Raw genomic sequence first — 17922 nt, forward strand, 5'->3', positions numbered from 1 at the left:
TCGTCCATCCGCTACTCCCCACTTCTTCATTAGAGTGATTTCACTTATTGACTGTCATTCTTACTCACTAGTATGTGACAATAATTAAAATTTTCATTCAAAAATTTGACAACCCTCGGAAAAAAGGTACCGAAGAATTTCGTTACTTATCCACCGTTACTTTATCTGAAAAAAACTGGTCAAAAATAACTTTTGCATAAGTCTTTACTTCATGGAGTCCACTATCAATCCCATATCGAGTAAATTCGTTAGGTGTCATACTAGCTTCCTCTTTTAATGCAATTTTTCCAGGGTCCAATTCCCAGTACTTAATTACTTTTTTAATCCCTTCCTTGACTGAACTACTTTTCTCACCAAACCAAGGACCGAAATCCCAACCATGCTTGTTAGAAAAAGCTGCTTCTTCCTTAGAACCTCCTACAACATCTTTTGGCAAGCCAAAAAACTCCCCAGATGTTTTATCTGGGTTTGCTAATTGAACAAGATCGTCTGCTATCATTAATATTTTCAGCAACTCATATGCAATATCCGGCCGATGATTTGTATCAATTAAATATCCCTGCAGCTTTTTATCAAGGTCCTTGCATAGTTCAAGAATTGTTGCAGTAGAATGGACTACCATTGAAGAATAATCGCTCAATACAATCGCTCCTTCTATAATTAATAGTTACTAATTGAATCATATCATCCACTTTAGATAGAATCTATAATTAAATCAGAAAATAGATATTTTAAATTTGACAACAAACGACATAACGAATTACTGGTGTTGCTCTTTGAAGTTGCAAAAGGATTTTGTCTTTATCCCTCTAATTTCCTTGATTCTGATTGAGATATAAAATACAATTGATTATTTTAACTTTATTAGAAAAGTAAAAATCCATCGAGTGTTAAGCCTTATTTTATTAACTGCCCGTTGACAAAATGAAGAATATCGCATATTATATAATTAACTTATCTGTTAACACAACAATATTGTTAACTTAATTAGAGCGTATAGTTTACATTATCAGGGAGAGTGTAATAAATGTCGCTACAATTTAATGACAATGGGGTCTTACCCCCTCAAGATTATCCAATGACAATCGAACAATTAAAAAACTCATTATTGGTACATGGGCCAGGAGAAGATTCTCCATGGAATTCGCAAATGCGTTTAATGTTAGTGAATAATTTGGATGTTTTAGTAAATCAACTATACACAGTGGGAATTGATGAAATCTTTATTGACGGTTCCTTTGTTGAAGATAAGGCCAACCCCAGCGATATTGATGGTTATTTTGTTACTGACCCCAATAAACTTCCAGATATAGTAACAGAATTAAATAAAATAGATCCGCATAAAGTATGGACTTGGGACTGGAATGACGGAATTTATGATCGTAATTCAGCAAAAGCTCAATTACCAATGTGGCATCGATACCGGGTAGAGCTATACCCTCATGTAGGGCAGGGAACTGGAATTTTAGATGAATATGGAAATGAACAAAAGTTTCCAGCTGCATTTAGAAAAACCCGTGATACATTCCTTCCAAAAGGGATTATTCAAATAATCAAGTAAGGAGTGGGAATAATGATTAAAAATGAATCTGCATATCAAAAAGCTGTCGACAAATTAAAAGAGGATCAAAAGTTTATTGCCAGTGAAAAAAAACGCTTCAAAGAAATGGGTTTAAACTCTGATCAAATTAAAATGGCAATAGATCCTTTACTATCATTTCATGAACAATTGAAAGAAGAAGTAGAGCATTACGAAAAGATAAAACGTGGTTCATTTAATCCAATTTATAAATTCACTGATATTGGAAAAACCCTTATTGCATACAGGATATATACAGGAATGACACAGGCTGAATTAGCTGAAAAATTAGGGGTTAGTAACTCTCAAATATCAAGAGATGAGAGACACGAATATTACGGGGCTACCGCAGAGAAAATTGAATCCGTAATGGAAGCAATGGGAATGAAGGCTACTATAAATATTGAGGTTACTGGAGAATTAGGAGCTTCATAATACTCTTTCAATACTATACCAGCACTGCTAATTCCGATTAAAAAACAGACAACACCGGCCTTCTCCATCGCTCGTGTTGTCTATTTCAATATACATTCAACTTATTCTTCATTATTAATCGATTGATGCTTACTACTTATGGATTTCGTTTTGTAATCATATTGGCAATATGCTTTACACATATTTACATCCTTCTTACTCGTTCTAGATCTTTCCAAGCCAAAATATCTCCAACCATCTATGATAAACTACAAATATAAGCCCAATAAACCCATCCAGTCATTACACAATCTCAATAAAGGAAGTGCTCCACCAATGAACAATATAAAATTACTCTCACCCCAGCAGTTCTCCGGTACAGCAGAGGAATTGAAAGACAATCTTGAAGAAAAGCTGCTACTCTATCACAGTCCAACCACTTATGCGAACACAGAAGCCTCCTTATTATGGATTATCCGCGGTTGCATAGATTATTTCGATACGCTGGATCCCTCTTTTTTAGGTAAAGGGAATGCATCAGGTGTCCCAAGCATGGAAGCAGACCACTTTGTAAACAACGTTTATCGATTAACCAATGCCATTGATTACTTAGCAAGACTGTGGAAAATTGAGATTCAAAAATCAGATGAGTTAAAATTCCTGTTAGATATTCGCACATTAATCGTTCACTCAGGAGAACAACTAACGAAAATAGAATCTCTAAAGTTAGAGGGATTTAAAGATAGTCAATTAGGACGCATCTTTCATCGTCAGGATTGCAATCCATTCCGTTTTCTTGGAGAGTTTTCTCATATGGATTATTGCCTTGTCATTTGGAATGATAAGCATGATAGAAATAAGAAAAATAATCTCTCTGAAGTTGATTATCATATTAAAAACGAAAGTTATCGTGATCTATCCATTTACCTGAAATCTAGTGACATCAGAAATATACTTTTATCATATATCCAAGATTTCCTTGATACTGGAAACGGAAGAAAGACCTCAACTAAAGTTAAAAAACTCCCTGATATAAAAGATCGAGTCATTAATGAAGAAGAGAAGAACATTAACTTTGATACAATCGCTAAGTTAATTTCAAAGGATTTAAGGGGAGGATATTTCAAGGAAAATGGAATAGAGTATTGGAAGGGATTTGGATTAAAAAGATTATATGAATACTCACAGCGGCGTATTGATATCCCCGATGAAGTTAAGAAAATTATTATGGATAAAATACAGAACGTCATCTCAGAATACTGGGGTGATTACCAAAATGAACAGCTCTCGGCTGATGAGCTGCCTAATTTAGATATTAGGGAAGTATTTGCAGACTACACACCAACCTTTGAACACAAGCACTATTTAGAAAGACAAAAGCTGTTTGGCCATATTGCTCCTTTCTTCAATACGAAAAATAGGCATGATGCAACAGATATTGATTATTTGGCTCGGTTTATTAATGAAGCAAGTGCGGCATTGGGAAAACAACTTAATTTAGAGCAAACGGTCGATCATTTAGTATGTGATTATTTCGTTCAATCGATTCAAGTCAAAATGGAAAATGAGCAAAACTTAAAAAGTAGTGATTAGAACTGGGTAAATTTTTATTTCTGTATTGATTTAAATTGCTCGTGTATTTTGTAGGCTAATGCTTTATACATATGCAAAGAAAGGTTTAGAACTTTGCCGGCACCTATTATTCTCTGACTACTATATTAGGAACATATCAAATAGCTACCGTAGCCAAAGAATCAGTTATTATAATGCATCCAACACGTGGACCAAGCCCAACAGCTTTCATCATCTGTTGGGCTATTTACCTCATTAGCTTCAGCATGCCTATCTATTTACTGGACTCTTGACAGAATTAGTAAAAGATTAGTCTTAAGTAAGCAAAAACAGCTATTGGAACCTTTTGGGATTTCAATAGCCGTTTTTATGCTTTAGTTCTAGTGCCTCCCCACTCAGCACTTACCCACTTGCTCATGTCCGCAATACTCACTTTTTATAAGAGAACTTGTAGACCGACATTTCAATATGTACCTAGTAATTCTTTCAACACAGTTCTCCCCGCGATTTTATTCAGCGGGTTACTACGAAAATCGCTTAAGACGGCAGCAATCTGCTGCACTCCATCTTTACCCTTCAATGTTAAAGAAACAAAATCCTCACGATAATAGCCATATGTCTCATATAGCTCCATTACTCCTTCATACAACCTCTTATTATTAGCCTTATTATAAGCTGCGACTTCTGCACTCAACAAACAAACCTGTACCGCATCCTTCTCCCGGACAAGCTCACCAATTAAATAGCCACGATGCCGAATAATTGGTTTCCTCTTCACTAAATAAGCTTAACCTACCGAATACGCTGATACACCCCCTGCACAAAAAAAGCCCTCCCCCCATTACATCCATAATGAAGGTGAGGACCTACTTCTCCATCCCAAGATAAAGCTGACTTGCCCGAACGGCTCCTATAATTCCTGCATCATTTCCTAACTTGGCAACCTTGATTTCACAACTATTGCTGATTCTGGGAAGTGCATTGACTCTAAAGCTTTTTTCAATTGCATAAATCAATCCTTCCCCAGCTTTCGATAGGCCGCCGCCTATCGTAATAATGGATGGATTAAGGGCTACAGATAAGTTAGCGAGAGCGAATCCAAGCGTAGAGGCACTTTTTTTAATTATTTGCTTTGAGAGCGGCTCTCCCTGATCTGCTAAATTAAAGATATCCTTCGCAGTTATGTTCCCTCTCTCGTTTATAAGCCGAAATAGCTCTGTTGAGCGATTTCCTTTTATTATTTCATGTGCCTGACGAACAATACCAGTAGCGGAAGCAACCGTTTCTAAGCAGCCAAGCCTTCCACAGTTACAAAGAGAACCATTTTTTTCAACTGTTATATGCCCAATTTCCCCAGCAGTTCCGTTGACACCAGATACAATTTCTCCATTCAGAATAATACCTCCGCCTACCCCAGTGCCAAGGGTAACGTGAATCATATTCTCCGCTTCGGTTCCCGCTCCTTTCCAGTTTTCTCCTAATGCAGCTAAATTAGCATCATTCTCGATAAAAACTGGAACATTCGCTAATGCTTCTAACTCATCCCCCAAATGGTAATTTTTCCATCCAATGTTGATAGCCTCGTATATATTCTTGGACTTTCTATTAATAAAACCAGGAGCACCGGCAGTGATACTTAAGATATCCTTGCAATCCATATTCATTGAATCTAATGTGAGCAATATCTTGTTCCATACTTCTTTAACGATATATTTTCCATTTTCCTCCTTATTCGTAGGAATTTCTGTTTTCTTGAGGATTTTCCCATCGCTTGTAAGGAACCCTATTTTTACTGTTGTTCCACCGATATCTAAACCAATTACAAGCTTTTCCATCTAATAGCTCCTCCTGGTTTTTTATTAATATTGTCGGCTATTCCATCACCATATGTAGTTGGGAACGAACCAACTCAACTACATATGGTGATGGTGAAGCATTAAATACGTATTATGAAATTCATTAAATAGTGATTACACGATGTGTTTCAGCAGCCTCCTGTAGTGCTAAAGAAACTTTCAGAGCTAATAATGCGTCTTCCCCAGTTACAAGAGGAGTTTGATCATGATGAACACTTTCTACGAATGCATCTATAACACCGGTATTTGTCTGATTATCATTCGTTTGAATTGTTTCTAACTTATAATTCACTTCTTGTTCATCCATAGTTGTAATAACAATCTGGTATTCTGTATCGTGGTAAATCTTTATAATTCCTCTTTCACAATAAATAATAGTACTATTGTCCTCTTCACCATAATAAGTCCAAGAGAAGGCCGCATTTCCGAGAACACCTTTCCTTGTCCTTAAATTACTAACCACATTATCTGAAACCTCAATCGGATCGCCATTTTCATCTTTCTTGTGCAGTGCACCATGAAATGCGCTAACTTGCTCAATTTGATCATCAAGCAAATAGTGAATCAAATCTATTTTATGAATACCGAGATCACCCAAGACACCGAGCTTTGACCTTTCTTTTTTAAAGAACCAAGTAGAATTTGATTTATTTACACCCCAATATTCAGGTCCTTTATGCCCGAATGAGGTTTTAAATGATAATACTTTACCCAGTTCCTCTTGTTGTATAATTTCTCTTGCCTTCTGATGAGCTGGAGTAAATCTCTGATTATGATCGATCATCAGTTTCTTCTTTGATTTTTTTTGTGCAGCAATCATCTGCTCCGCTTCTTCGATTGTTAAAGCTATCGGTTTTTCACATAACACATGCTTTCCATGAGCTAGTGCTTTACTAGTGAAATAACTATGATTTTCATTCGATGAACAATCACTAATCATATCAATCGATGGGTCTTCTATTAGCTCCTCAAACGTTTCAGCTACACTACCACCAAATTCCTCTGCCAACGCTTCAGCTCTTTCTATATTTCTATCATAAAAAACAATTTCTTTTATATAAGGGTTTGCCTTATATTCTGGCGCATGACGAAACTTTGTAATAGAGCCGCACCCGACAATTCCTACCTTATATTTCAATTTATATCCTCCTATATCAGTACTTAACTTAAGTTGACTTAGATTTTTTACCAAAAGTAACTGCCAGTATTAAAATAATTCCTAAAACAATCATCTGCTGGCTAACATCTAACCCCATTAAAATCAGCCCGTTGTTAATCGTGCCGATCATAATCGACCCAATTACAGTACCAATTACACTCCCTACACCGCCAGCAAGACTTGTACCACCCAAAATAACGGCAGTAATAACAGATAATTCATCACCCTGACCAAACGTATAGCGTCCCGCCTCAAGTCTGCCTGCGTATAACATACCAGCTAAACCTGCCATTGTTCCAGTGAATATAAATACAGATAATTTGATCCGCGCTGTCTTTATTCCAGTAAATAAAGCTGCTTTTTCATTTCCTCCTGTTGCAAGGGTTTGCCTGCCAAATGGTGTTTTATTCAGCAAGATGAATCCTATAACCGCAATGATTATTGTCCAAATGAGCAGAACAGGAATACCCAAAATATCACCGGAGCCGAATAAAAAGATATACGTATCATGCAAAATCGGCACTGGTGCTGTACCAGTAATCCACATTGCTATTCCGCGGCCTACTTCCATCATTGCTAGCGTTACTAAAAATGAAGGAATTAGAACTTTCGACACTAACAATCCATTTATTGCTCCAATGATAAACCCGGTCGCTAAGCCCACAATAACAGCTGCAACGATGCCCATCCCAGCTTGCAGAGTCAGTGCGGTTGTCATTGCCGATAATGCTGCAGTGGAACCAACGGAAAGGTCGATTTCCCCTGTACTAATTACAAATGTCATGGCCACCGCCATAATAGTGATCATCGCTGTTTGACGGGCAATACTCATTAAATTACCAGCAGTTAGAAATCCTGCATCCGATAAATAGATTGAAAAAAAGATAAACACAAAAATAAACGCTATATAAACGATGTAATTTCTCCAACTCATATTACGAAAGAAGTTAGACATTTTGGATGGCAATTTCAACATCCTCCTCTGCTTTAAGATTTTCCCGCGGGATAGAATTCGCAATCGTTCCTTGATGATAAATAATTAAACGGTCACTGACGGCTAATAATTCCGTAATCTCAGAAGAAATAACAATAACGGACTTTCCTTGATCAGCTAATTCCCTGATAACCTTAAGAATCTCACTCTTAGCTCCAATGTCCACTCCGCTCGTTGGTTCGTCCAAAATTAAGATATCCGGGCTATTTGCTAACCATTTGGATAATACAACCTTTTGCTGATTCCCGCCTGATAATAAGGATATAATTTTATCCTCGTTATCGGTTTTTATATTTAACCGCTGAATATAATCTTTTACAACTTCACTTACCTTTCTCTCTTGGACAAAGAATTTATTACTGACTTTCTTCAATATCGGTAAAATCATGTTTTCCTTAACAGAATGTTCCAATATTAAACCTTGCTCACGTCTGTCTTCTGGCACTAAAGCCAATCCCAACTTCATCGCATCCATCGGATTATTGACAACAATCTCTTTCCCATCGATACAGACAGTTCCTTGTCTAATCTTATCAATACCGAATAAAGCACGGACGGTCTCCGAACGCCCGCTCCCCATTAGACCTGCAAACCCTAGAATCTCTCCTCTATATAAATCAAAGGAAACATTCTTTACTTTATCTCCGGACTGAAGATTTCTAACTTCCAGCAGCGGGGGTTTAGTATAATCAACTTCTCTTGGTTCCCATACGAAAGTCCGCTTTAATTTCCCGCCGATGATGTGCTGAACAACATCATCCATTGTCAGTTCGCTCAAGCGTTCCGTTATGACGTTTTCACCATCACGGAGAATGGTAATCCGGTCACAGACTTTAAATATCTCATCCATGCGGTGTGAAATATAAATAATGGTGATCCCTTTCTTTCTTAAATTATCAATCATGTCAAATAGCTTTTCTGTTTCTTTTAAAGAAAGGGTGGATGTAGGTTCATCCATAATAACGATCTTTGCATTGTTCGATATCGCTTTTACAATCTCTGTCATTTGCCAATAACCGACACTGATATCCTCAACCAGATCCGTTGCTTTGATATGAAGGTCTAATTCATCTAATAATCTCTGCGTTTCTGCATTCATTTTGCTGTCATCGATAAAACCAAGATTCGTCCGGGGCTCTCTATTTAAATAGATATTCTGAGCTACGGTTAACTTCGGAATTAAACTAAACTCTTGAAAAATCATAGCCACACCAGCTTGATTTGAATCGTTTGGATTATTTATTTCAACAGATTTACCATCTATGATAATCTCGCCACTATCCAGTGTATAAACTCCTGTAAGGATCTTCATTAAAGTAGATTTTCCAGCCCCATTACCTCCCATGAGAGCGTGAGTTTCGCCTTTTCCCACCTCGAAGTTTACTTTTTTCAGGACTTTTACACCGGAAAATGCTTTATTAATTCCCTTCATTTGTAAAGCTATCTGTGACATGGCTATCCTCCTTTTAAAGAGGGACCCTTTTTTTAAAAAGGGTCCGTAATTTTATCTATTACCCCTCTATTTTAACCCACTCGTCTTTCTCAGCAGATTCTAGGATTGCATCACTGATCAATGCAATTCGGTGACCATCCTCAAAACTCGGCTCACATTCTGTATCATTAGCAATCGCTTGAATAAAGTCATTTACTTCGATAATTTTCGTTTCGCTATATCCTATACCAAGCGCAGGTATTGGCCATAAAAACTCACCGTTTGGATGTGCTGGGCCAGTGTAAATTGTTCTGAATCCTTTTTCTTCTGCACTATCGTTAGCAAAGCAAACTTGTAATTCATCACGTCTCTCGTAATTAAAGTAAATAGAGCCTTCCTCACCATGGATTTCAAATGTAATAAAGTTATTACGTCCCCATGCATTTCTAGTAGCTTCAATACTACCAATGGCACCGCTATCAAAACGGACTAGAGTAGAGATTTCATCATCTACATCTACCGTGCCCATTTCCGTATTTTCACTTTTTACGGTGCCTAAATTATCAAGCGGACCCGAAGAGATGGGTCTTTCTTTAATATACGTTTTACTTAAAGCCATGACTTCACTGATATCGCTCACTAGATAACGTGCGAGATCAATCACATGCGTTCCAATGTCTCCCAGTGCACCAGACCCTGCTTTTTCTTTGTTGAATCTCCATGATAACGGTGACTCAGGGTCTGCTGACCAATCCTGTAAATATGTACCTCTAAAATTAAGGATTTTCCCAATCTTTCCTTCTTCAATAAATTTCTTCGCTAAAGCAATCGCAGGCGTTTTACGGTAATTGAAAGCAACCATATGTTTAACCCCAGCTTCTTTAACTGCTTTAAGCATTTTTTCTGTTTCTTTAGCATTTCTTCCCAATGGCTTTTCTGAAATAATATGCTTACCGGCTTTAGCTGCAGCAATTGCCATTTCTGCATGTAGATGGTTTGGTGTAACAATATCGATGACATCAATTTCCGGGTCATCAAGTAATGTACGCCAGTCTGTTGAATAGTTTTCGAAACCAAAGCGCTCTGCGGCATTTTTTGCTAATTCTTCATTCACCTCTACTACAGTCTTACGATAAGGAATTATTTCTGTCGGCCAGAAGAACATAGGTACAGATGCATATGCCATAGAATGTGCTTTTGCCATAAATCCTCCGCCAATCATACCAATGTTTAATCTTTTCATTTTAAATCTCCTCCTGTTTTTTTATTCCATCTTGCTTTTGACTTCGCTAGGTGCTTCCTGGTTATAAACAAGCTCCCAAGTTTCGAGCAGATTGTCTCTGGTCACCCGTGTTGCTGGAACCGCTACGTAAGATGGCGCCTCTTTTCCAAGTAAAGAGTATCCGGCTAAAATTGCTTCCGCTACTCCTTGCTCATATGGAAGCTGGGCACCTAATCCGACAATATTGCCTTCACCGGCTATGTCAATTGCTACGTTAGTTCCAAGATCAATCGTAGTTACTTTCATATCATCTTGACCTGCACTCCGAATTGCAGCAAGCGCTCCTTCTGCTGGTACATCCCAAACAACAAACATACCATCAAGATCCGAATCCTTTGTTAACATTGCTGAAGCTACACTTTCACCGTCTTCCGGATTAGCAATACCATTACGCGCTTGAATATTAATGTTTGGATAGTTTTCCTCAATCGTCTTCTCAAAAGCTTCTACTCGTTGTCCTGTTACGAAAAAGTCCGCGTCGTGATAGATAACTCCAATGTCGCCTTCCTCACCTAATTCCTCTGCCAATATTTCCGCAGCAAGAACTCCATTTCCATAATTGTCTGCTGAAACCACGCTTACATAATCATCGCCCGGCTCAAAACCTTCTGGCACGTTATCCATAAATACAACATGAACCCCTTCTTGTACAGCTTGTCTATAGGCACCTGCTGAAGATACAGGATCAACTGGAATACTAACTAGAATATCAGGTTGTCTCGCCAAAATAGTTTCAATGTCTGCCATTTGTTTTTCTACACTAAATTGACCATCTGTTACTGCAAGAACTTCAATTCCCATTTTTTCAAAAGTAGCTTCTAGTCCTTCAATTTGAGCCCTTGCCCAGTCATTACCCGCATAGTGCATAGCTATCGCTGCTGTATAATCTCCTTCTTGAATCTCCTTTACTTCTTCTTCAGTCAATTCTAAACTAGTTGCAGATGTTGCTACTTCTCCTTTTGGTCCTTCACTTTTAATTTCTACTTCTTCCGAGATATTTTCATTTATCTTTATAGAGCCAGTAAAATTTGTGTCCCCACTTTCACTTCCACCTTCACCATTTGTTGAATCGTTTCCGCTTCCACAAGCTGCCAAAACTAGGATGCTTGTTAATGCTAACAACATGATTAATAGTCTTTTCATTTCATGTCCCCCCCTTATAAATTTAACTTAACTTATTATCTAAGAACTCCTTGCCTACACGAGCTGCATATTCTGCATCCTCAAAAGAATCAAATTCTACGGTTATCCAACCGGAATAATCTTCGAGGCTTTTCAACTTAGTTAGGATACTATCAAAATCTTGGTGACCTTCACCTAAAGGTAAAAATTTTCCATCTTTAAAGTCTTTTAAGTGAATATATTTTACTTGATCAGCATAAGTATTTACTATTTCTACTGGATCACCACCACCCGCCTCCAGATGGGCAGTATCAGGGCATAGATTTATAGAAGTGTGCTTAAATAACTTCTCTATTTGTTCTGGTGATTCAACCATCGATCCTAAATGTGGATGATAATGGGATACCAAGCCGTGTTGTGCCGCCAAGTCATTGATTACATCTAACCTCTCTCCAAGAATTTTGTAATCCTCATCCAGTATACCTGTACTTCTTATCGCCCCGCCGCCGATTACAAGGTTCAGGCAATTTAAGCTTGAGGCCCGTTTGATAACACTTTCAATTTTAGACTTTTCTTCTTCCCATATTTCTGAGTAAATAAAATTAGCTCCGGTGTATACTCCCACCAATTCTAAATCGTATTTCTTCATAAGGTTCCTAAATTCTTCTTCTTCAAACTCCATTAAGTTCCCCTCAAATATTTCAATCCCGCTATAACCTAATTTACTAATTTCTTTGATGGCTTCTTCTGTTGATCCACTAGACATATAATAACTATCTTTGATAGAAGTAACTCCTCCAGGTGTACCCCATACACTGCCCCAACCATTCGTTAAGCAAGCTAATTTCATAATTGTGACCGCCTTTCCGTAATTTGGTTTTTCAGTAATTTAATAAATGAGCGCTTCTATAAAATCCTACTCCTATAAACGATTTAATAATGATTTATATAGTAAAAAGGATACCCCCCTTTTATTTTAATGGACTTGGATGTAATCGATTACAAACCAGCCACTACTTGACTCTTAAATTCACATTTAAGAGCCTAGTACTAACCTCCATCCTATCTTCCAAGTGTTGACTCCCTTATGACTAACTCAAAATCAAGTGTGACATTTTCTACTTCCTTACCTTTAATCTTGTCAATAAGCATTTTTGCTGATAATTTACCCATTTCATACATCGGTTGAGCAACAGTGGTTAATGCTGGATATGTCATATTAGAAAATGCTATTTTATCGAATCCAACCAACGCAACGTCATTTGGAACATTTAATTCGGCATGATGTAACTCCTTCAACGCCCCTATTGCAAGTAAATCAGAAACGGCAAACACTGCAGTTGGCCGGTTGTTACCGCCTAATATTTTTCTCATAGCTAATTGTCCATTAATAAATTCTAATTCCTCACATCTGATTATCCATTCCTCGTTAAACGGTAAATTATCTTTTTCAAGCGCTCTCTTATATCCGTTCTCTCGTTTTCTTGAATATAGAAACTTCTCGTGGGAATTAATTAATGCTATTTCTTTGTGCCCGAGCTGAATTAAATGTCGAACCGCCTGATAAGCTGCTTCCTCATGATCAATCGTGACATACGGGATACCACTTTCCACTGCATATTCACTACATTGAATAATCGGATGTGATGCAGCCAATTCAATTAAAGAATCTACTTGAACAGCTGGATCCATTGTAATAATTCCATCTGCCATCTTGTTCCTGACTAGGTTAAAATAAATATCCTCCCTCTCTGGATTAGAGTCTGTTTCGCAAAGTAGAATATTATAACGATTATTTATTGCGACATCTTGGATTCCATTTATGATTTCCGAATAAAAAGGATTTGAAATTTTAGGTATTAATACGAGCAATAACCTACTTTCCGTTTTCCTTAAATTTCTAGCCAAAACGCTAGGTTCATAATTTAATTGCTTAATTGCCTCATCTACCTTTTTTCTTGATTTAAGGGAAACAGCACTTCTATCATTGAAAAATCTTGAAACAGTTGCTACGGATACTCCTGCCGCTTGAGCAACATCTTGAATATTAGCCATTTTGACATCCCCACCATTTGTAATCGATTACAAAATCTATGATAATTTAATTAGGATTATTTGTCAACATTAAAAAAGAATCTTTAAATTAACTTGATTTTTCCTTTTATTTTAACTATATTGAAATGTAATGGATTACATTTTTTTAATTTTATCAGTTTGAAAATAATTCATCGGGAGGATATCATATGAAATTAGGCGTTTTTACAGTTTTATTTGCGGATAAGAAATTTAAGGACATGCTTGAAATCGTTTCCAATTCAGGGCTAGATGCTATCGAAATTGGAACCGGAGGCCATCCAGGTAATCATCATTGTAATTTGGATGAATTACTAGAAAACGAGGATAAACGTAAATCTTATTTACATGAAATTGAATCGAGTGGACTAATGATAAGTGCATTCAGTTGCCATGATAACCCAATTTCGCCAGATGCTGAACATGCTAAACAGGCTACAGAAACGTTAAGAAAAACAATTAGATTAGCGGAATTAATGAATGTTCCAGTGGTTAATACTTTTTCTGGAATACCCGGATCAGGGGAACATTCAAAATATCCAAATTGGCCTGTAACACCATGGCCAACAGAATACTCAGATATATACGAATGGCAATGGGAACAAAAATTGATTCCTTATTGGAAAGAAATGGGGAGTTTTGCAAAAGACCATGGAGTAAAGATTGGTTTGGAGCTACATGCCGGATTCTCTGTCCACACACCCTATACAATGCTAAAATTAAGAAATGCAACGAATGATGCAATAGGTGCAAACTTAGACCCAAGCCATCTATGGTGGCAGGGTATTGATCCAATTGCGGCCATTAAAATTTTAGGTAAAGAAAATGCAATACATCATTTCCATGCAAAGGATACGTACATTGACCAAGAAAATGTAAATATGTATGGGCTTACAGATATGCAAAATTATACAGATATAAAGACGAGAGCATGGTCATTTCGTTCAGTTGGCTATGGACATAGCATAAAAGAGTGGTCTGATATTATAAGCGCCCTTAGAATCAACGGCTATGATTATGTAGTTAGCATTGAACACGAAGATCCAATCATGTCTATAAATGAAGGATTTAGCCAAGCAGTCAAAAATTTAAAATCCGTAAGTATCAATGAACCAGCTGCAGAAGCTTGGTGGGTATAAAGTAAAGGAAAAAAGTCTGCACCTTTTAGGTGTGGACTTTTTTACCCTGACGATCATAGGATCAATCCACTGTCCTTAACCTTGGAAGTGTCCGTCATTAGCAGTATTAGATGACGCATCTGTTTATTCGGATGGTTGTAATCAATCATCTACGGTGAGATAGGTTACTTAGACAACCTAATAATCAAGATATTTCTATCATTAATCCCTACACACACAACCCGCGTATAAACCTTCTCTTCAGCATCCAGCATAAGTTCATAGATTTCTATCTCCCTTTTGTATTTATTATACCTCTTTAATCTGTAATCTAACTTTCATTGCTCAAATGGTTGATCATATTCTCTACGAACCACCACGACAGCTTCATCTGTATCTGTCACTGGAACAATTCCGAGAAGGATATTTTCTCCTCTTATTAACCGATTAATATAAGCAGTTCTTGATTTAACGACCTCCTGTTGACTTAGTGATTTACAAAGTTTCCTTTCTTCTCTCCCTCTTAATTCAGATGGATCTACAATATCAATTGTTAGAGCTAGTTTATTACTATACTCAAGCGTGTTAGCTTTCTAACTGTCGGTAAGAAATTGCAACACCTCTTTCAGTTCAAAAAAACTATTAGTTAATAAATATCTAACTTTGTCTGTGTGATTATGTAACATTGTCGATGAATAAAGAAATTGATTAGCTATTTCTTTCTCCCTAGTTGAATGAGAGTCGAATTCCATTTCCATTTTGGAGAACTTAATCCGTTTCAAAGGTAATATTGTTATAATGTGAGCGAAAAAGGTACCAAATATAATAATAATTGATGTAAGCGTACCTAAAACCATTTTGGACAGAGAAAAAGTGACCGTCGATTGAAGACGATCACTCATTTTTCACCATGTAAAATTCACTTCATGTACAAGATAGTCCCAGACCTGCATGATATGATCTTCTGGGAATATTCTTTTCTTTCTTTCATTCCAATTCATTACCGCCTCTACTACAAAATGTTTATTGTCTACTTTCGTTGGTTCTTCTTTTAGAATCCATCCAACTGTAGACAGCAACTCTAGATCATAAGGGGTTTCGAATCCGTATATCAAATCGGCTACTTGCTGCAAGTAACTTTTCGCTTCATCATCCGTTGATAAAAATTGCTCCGCTTCTTCTGCCGCACCATCTAATAAATAAATCTCTGCACCTTGCGTTCTATCTCCATACCCTCTAATATAATGGCCTTGCATTGCTTGAAGTACATGATTTAAATTGTCCGCATATGGTCCAAATTTGCCTTTCTCATATTTCAGTTTTGGTAATGCGCCAATTTCATACAAGAAATAAGCAATCTTTTGTACTTCTAATAATGACATTCGATAGCCAGGACCAGCATAACGAGACATTGCTGCTAATAATAAAGCTCTACCCATTGTCATTTTTGGTTTTTTTGTTCGAACGATCATTTTATCTAATGGTGGTGCACCCGCTGGTTCATATAAATGTACTTCTACCTTTAATGGTTGAAATGCCTCTAAAATCAACGGACGTACTTCACTCCATTCCAGGCCACCATTTCCACATCCAAGAGGAGGTAATGCTATCGATTTAATTTCTAAATTCCGGACAACTTTTACTAAATCGATTAAACCTTTTTGAATATATTCAAGCTTTGATGGATGACGCCAATGTTCTTTTGTGGGAAAGTTAATCACGTACTTTGGTGCGGCTAACCCTTGTACTTCCGCTACATGCATTACCCCTATTTGTACAAGCCCTTTTTTACAATCTTTCACATATTGGTCAAATACATCAGGGAATGCTTGCTTAAATTGAAGTGCAATTCCTTTCCCCATAACGCCCACTGTATTCACTGTATTTACATATGCTTCAGCTGAATCTTCAAGCAGGTTTCCTTTTACTGATTGAATCATTTCATCCACCTCCCTTTAGAAATAAAAATGACGACGAACAGCAACTGGTACCGTTAGGCCAGCAATTTTAAGCATTTCTTTAACCCTTTGTTTCGTTTGATCACTATATACCGCAAACCCTAAACATGCTGATAATGGAACTTCCTTATGTACTAAAAATTCAGCTTGTCTTCTAGCTTTTCTATTGGGGTCATCATCTGTATCGGTCCATACTGACGCTTGCATGACATCCCAATCAATTTGGCTAATGTTTTCCAAGTTCGTATAAAAATTTGTTAGTCTTCGGATTGCATGTGCATCGGTAAAAACATAAGATAAAGAATGCTGTTGAATGGATTCTATATTTGTCATAAAGTAAACAATATCATCTTGAGGAATTGGTTGCATTTTTAGTACATACAACATAGGTGAGCGGGGTGCAAAATAGAATGGTACATAGTCATGTAGATAGCCACCCGCACCTACTGGTATTATGGTACGCTCTCTACGTGATTGTATATCTTGATTTGCAACATCTTTATAATTTATTATACATTTTTTAATGTGTGCATGAGGTAACAAACTATCTTGCCTAAAAATCGACTCTAAGTTGTTAATATGTGTGATATGGTATAATAGTTTACTCTTCGGCATACTTGCCACCTCATCCGTTACCTTCTATGCTCATTTTAACATATACAATATACAACTAAAAGAAGTAGCTACGAATTGAGTAGCAGCTCACCCTCTTGTTCATAGCCATATTTTGAAAGAATTCAATTAGGGCAACTTCAAACAGCATACGTTGATGGATATTATTTCTCGTACAGAAATTGGACAACGTAAACATTTTGTTCGAATAGTACCTGCTGGTCACAATCCAATTCACTCCCAATCTCAAATGTATAGCCGTATTCATTATCTTCTGCAGGTTCCATACGCATCCCCATCGGGTGCAACTTTCTTGATAAATTGAACTGTCTTAACTCTCCCTAGTTATCAGAAAATTGGAACTTCGTTTCTCCCCTGTGACGCTACTTTAATATATCCTGCATCCACAAGCTCCGTCCGCGCCCGTTTAAAACTACTTGCGGAGAGGCCTGCCTTACTTTGGAGTACCTACCCTGGAGAAAATAAAAGGGGTTACTCCCGATAAATTAAGTAAACAAGAAATGGAACGCTTTTTAGTTCGATAAATATAAAGAAAGAGAGCCTATTTTTTTATAATATGCTCTCTTTTTGTTTATGGTATTGACTTACTGGAATATCCCGACAAGATCCTCTTGGACAGAGAAAGAGTGTCATCATTTGTTGCTAAAATTGCTCCGCTTCTTCTGCCGCACCAGCTAATAAATCAATCTCTGCGCCTCACATTCTATCTCCATACCCTCTAATATAATGG

Annotated in this window: 17 protein-coding genes and 1 pseudogene; 5 read left to right on the forward strand and 13 right to left on the reverse strand. The window is 37.1% G+C overall.

The genetic code is table 11. The annotated features are described in order from the left end of the window. Positions 1 to 142 precede the first annotated feature (142 nt). Positions 143 to 640 carry a hypothetical protein gene (locus tag L3V42_RS02910; RefSeq protein ID WP_238471244.1) on the reverse strand — a complete coding sequence of 166 codons (498 nt, stop codon included), beginning with the start codon at positions 638 to 640 and terminating at the stop codon, positions 143 to 145. 387 nt (positions 641 to 1027) lie between these two features. Between L3V42_RS02910 and L3V42_RS02915 the strand changes: the two genes are divergently transcribed. From L3V42_RS02915 to L3V42_RS02925, 3 genes are all read left to right on the forward strand, one after another. Further along, positions 1028 to 1561: a DUF6932 family protein gene (locus L3V42_RS02915; protein ID WP_238471245.1), complete on the forward strand. Its 534-nt coding sequence runs from the start codon at positions 1028 to 1030 to the stop codon at positions 1559 to 1561. Between the two features lie 12 nt (positions 1562 to 1573). Next, on the forward strand, positions 1574 to 2014 hold the full coding sequence (locus tag L3V42_RS02920) for a helix-turn-helix domain-containing protein (protein ID WP_235763263.1): 441 nt from the start codon (positions 1574 to 1576) through the stop codon (positions 2012 to 2014). A 315-nt stretch (positions 2015 to 2329) separates the two neighbouring features. Next, complete coding sequence (locus tag L3V42_RS02925) at positions 2330 to 3586, forward strand: hypothetical protein (RefSeq protein WP_238471246.1); 1257 nt, start codon at positions 2330 to 2332, stop codon at positions 3584 to 3586. A 442-nt stretch (positions 3587 to 4028) separates the two neighbouring features. On the opposite strand, the gene L3V42_RS02930 is transcribed toward L3V42_RS02925, so the two are convergent. Together L3V42_RS02930 and L3V42_RS02935 are read right to left on the reverse strand one after the other, a co-directional pair. Then, positions 4029 to 4343 carry a hypothetical protein gene (locus tag L3V42_RS02930; RefSeq protein WP_238471247.1) on the reverse strand — a complete coding sequence of 105 codons (315 nt, stop codon included), beginning with the start codon at positions 4341 to 4343 and terminating at the stop codon, positions 4029 to 4031. Positions 4344 to 4431: 88 nt separating this feature from the next. Continuing rightward, positions 4432 to 5400 (reverse strand): ROK family glucokinase, encoded by a 969-nt coding sequence (locus L3V42_RS02935; protein ID WP_238471248.1) that lies wholly within the window; start codon positions 5398 to 5400, stop codon positions 4432 to 4434. Between L3V42_RS02935 and L3V42_RS02940 the strand changes: the two genes are divergently transcribed. Continuing rightward, on the forward strand, positions 5361 to 5528 hold the full coding sequence (locus tag L3V42_RS02940) for a hypothetical protein (RefSeq protein ID WP_238471249.1): 168 nt from the start codon (positions 5361 to 5363) through the stop codon (positions 5526 to 5528). The genes L3V42_RS02935 and L3V42_RS02940 overlap by 40 nt on opposite strands. Here L3V42_RS02940 and L3V42_RS02945 read toward each other — a convergent pair. The 7 genes from L3V42_RS02945 to L3V42_RS02975 all read right to left on the reverse strand — a co-directional run bounded on the left by L3V42_RS02945 (position 5525) and on the right by L3V42_RS02975 (position 13465). Next, complete coding sequence (locus L3V42_RS02945; protein WP_238471250.1) at positions 5525 to 6559, reverse strand: Gfo/Idh/MocA family protein; 1035 nt, start codon at positions 6557 to 6559, stop codon at positions 5525 to 5527. The two genes, L3V42_RS02940 and L3V42_RS02945, sit on opposite strands and share 4 nt — an antisense overlap. A gap of 28 nt (positions 6560 to 6587) precedes the next feature. Continuing rightward, entirely contained in the window at positions 6588 to 7547 is a 960-nt protein-coding gene (locus L3V42_RS02950; RefSeq protein WP_235763277.1) for an ABC transporter permease, read from the reverse strand. Then, entirely contained in the window at positions 7528 to 9027 is a 1500-nt protein-coding gene (locus L3V42_RS02955; RefSeq protein ID WP_235763278.1) for a sugar ABC transporter ATP-binding protein, read from the reverse strand. The genes L3V42_RS02950 and L3V42_RS02955 overlap by 20 nt, the downstream gene beginning before the upstream one ends. 58 nt (positions 9028 to 9085) lie before the next feature. After that, entirely contained in the window at positions 9086 to 10249 is a 1164-nt protein-coding gene (locus tag L3V42_RS02960; protein ID WP_235763279.1) for a levoglucosan dehydrogenase, read from the reverse strand. A gap of 21 nt (positions 10250 to 10270) precedes the next feature. Then, positions 10271 to 11431 carry a substrate-binding domain-containing protein gene (locus L3V42_RS02965; RefSeq protein ID WP_235763280.1) on the reverse strand — a complete coding sequence of 387 codons (1161 nt, stop codon included), beginning with the start codon at positions 11429 to 11431 and terminating at the stop codon, positions 10271 to 10273. Positions 11432 to 11453: 22 nt separating this feature from the next. Further along, positions 11454 to 12260 carry a sugar phosphate isomerase/epimerase family protein gene (locus tag L3V42_RS02970; RefSeq protein ID WP_235763281.1) on the reverse strand — a complete coding sequence of 269 codons (807 nt, stop codon included), beginning with the start codon at positions 12258 to 12260 and terminating at the stop codon, positions 11454 to 11456. 212 nt (positions 12261 to 12472) lie between these two features. Next, the gene (locus tag L3V42_RS02975) at positions 12473 to 13465 is read right to left on the reverse strand and encodes a LacI family DNA-binding transcriptional regulator (RefSeq protein WP_235763282.1); all 993 of its coding nucleotides are present in this window, start codon (positions 13463 to 13465) and stop codon (positions 12473 to 12475) included. 188 nt (positions 13466 to 13653) lie between these two features. Between L3V42_RS02975 and L3V42_RS02980 the strand changes: the two genes are divergently transcribed. Further along, positions 13654 to 14622 (forward strand): sugar phosphate isomerase/epimerase family protein, encoded by a 969-nt coding sequence (locus tag L3V42_RS02980; RefSeq protein WP_238471251.1) that lies wholly within the window; start codon positions 13654 to 13656, stop codon positions 14620 to 14622. Between the two features lie 884 nt (positions 14623 to 15506). Here L3V42_RS02980 and darG read toward each other — a convergent pair. The 3 genes and pseudogenes from darG to L3V42_RS18245 all read right to left on the reverse strand — a co-directional run. After that, positions 15507 to 16541 carry a type II toxin-antitoxin system antitoxin DNA ADP-ribosyl glycohydrolase DarG gene (gene darG / locus L3V42_RS02985; RefSeq protein ID WP_238471252.1) on the reverse strand — a complete coding sequence of 345 codons (1035 nt, stop codon included), beginning with the start codon at positions 16539 to 16541 and terminating at the stop codon, positions 15507 to 15509. A 15-nt stretch (positions 16542 to 16556) separates the two neighbouring features. Next, complete coding sequence (gene darT, locus L3V42_RS02990) at positions 16557 to 17174, reverse strand: type II toxin-antitoxin system toxin DNA ADP-ribosyl transferase DarT (RefSeq protein WP_238471253.1); 618 nt, start codon at positions 17172 to 17174, stop codon at positions 16557 to 16559. A gap of 161 nt (positions 17175 to 17335) precedes the next feature. Continuing rightward, positions 17336 to 17500 (reverse strand): annotated as a pseudogene (locus L3V42_RS18245) (DUF7686 domain-containing protein); the annotation flags it as partial. Between the last annotated feature and the right edge of the window lie 422 nt (positions 17501 to 17922).

The organism is Oceanobacillus alkalisoli (assembly GCF_022213125.1).
Lineage (GTDB): Bacteria > Bacillota > Bacilli > Bacillales > Amphibacillaceae > Oceanobacillus > Oceanobacillus alkalisoli.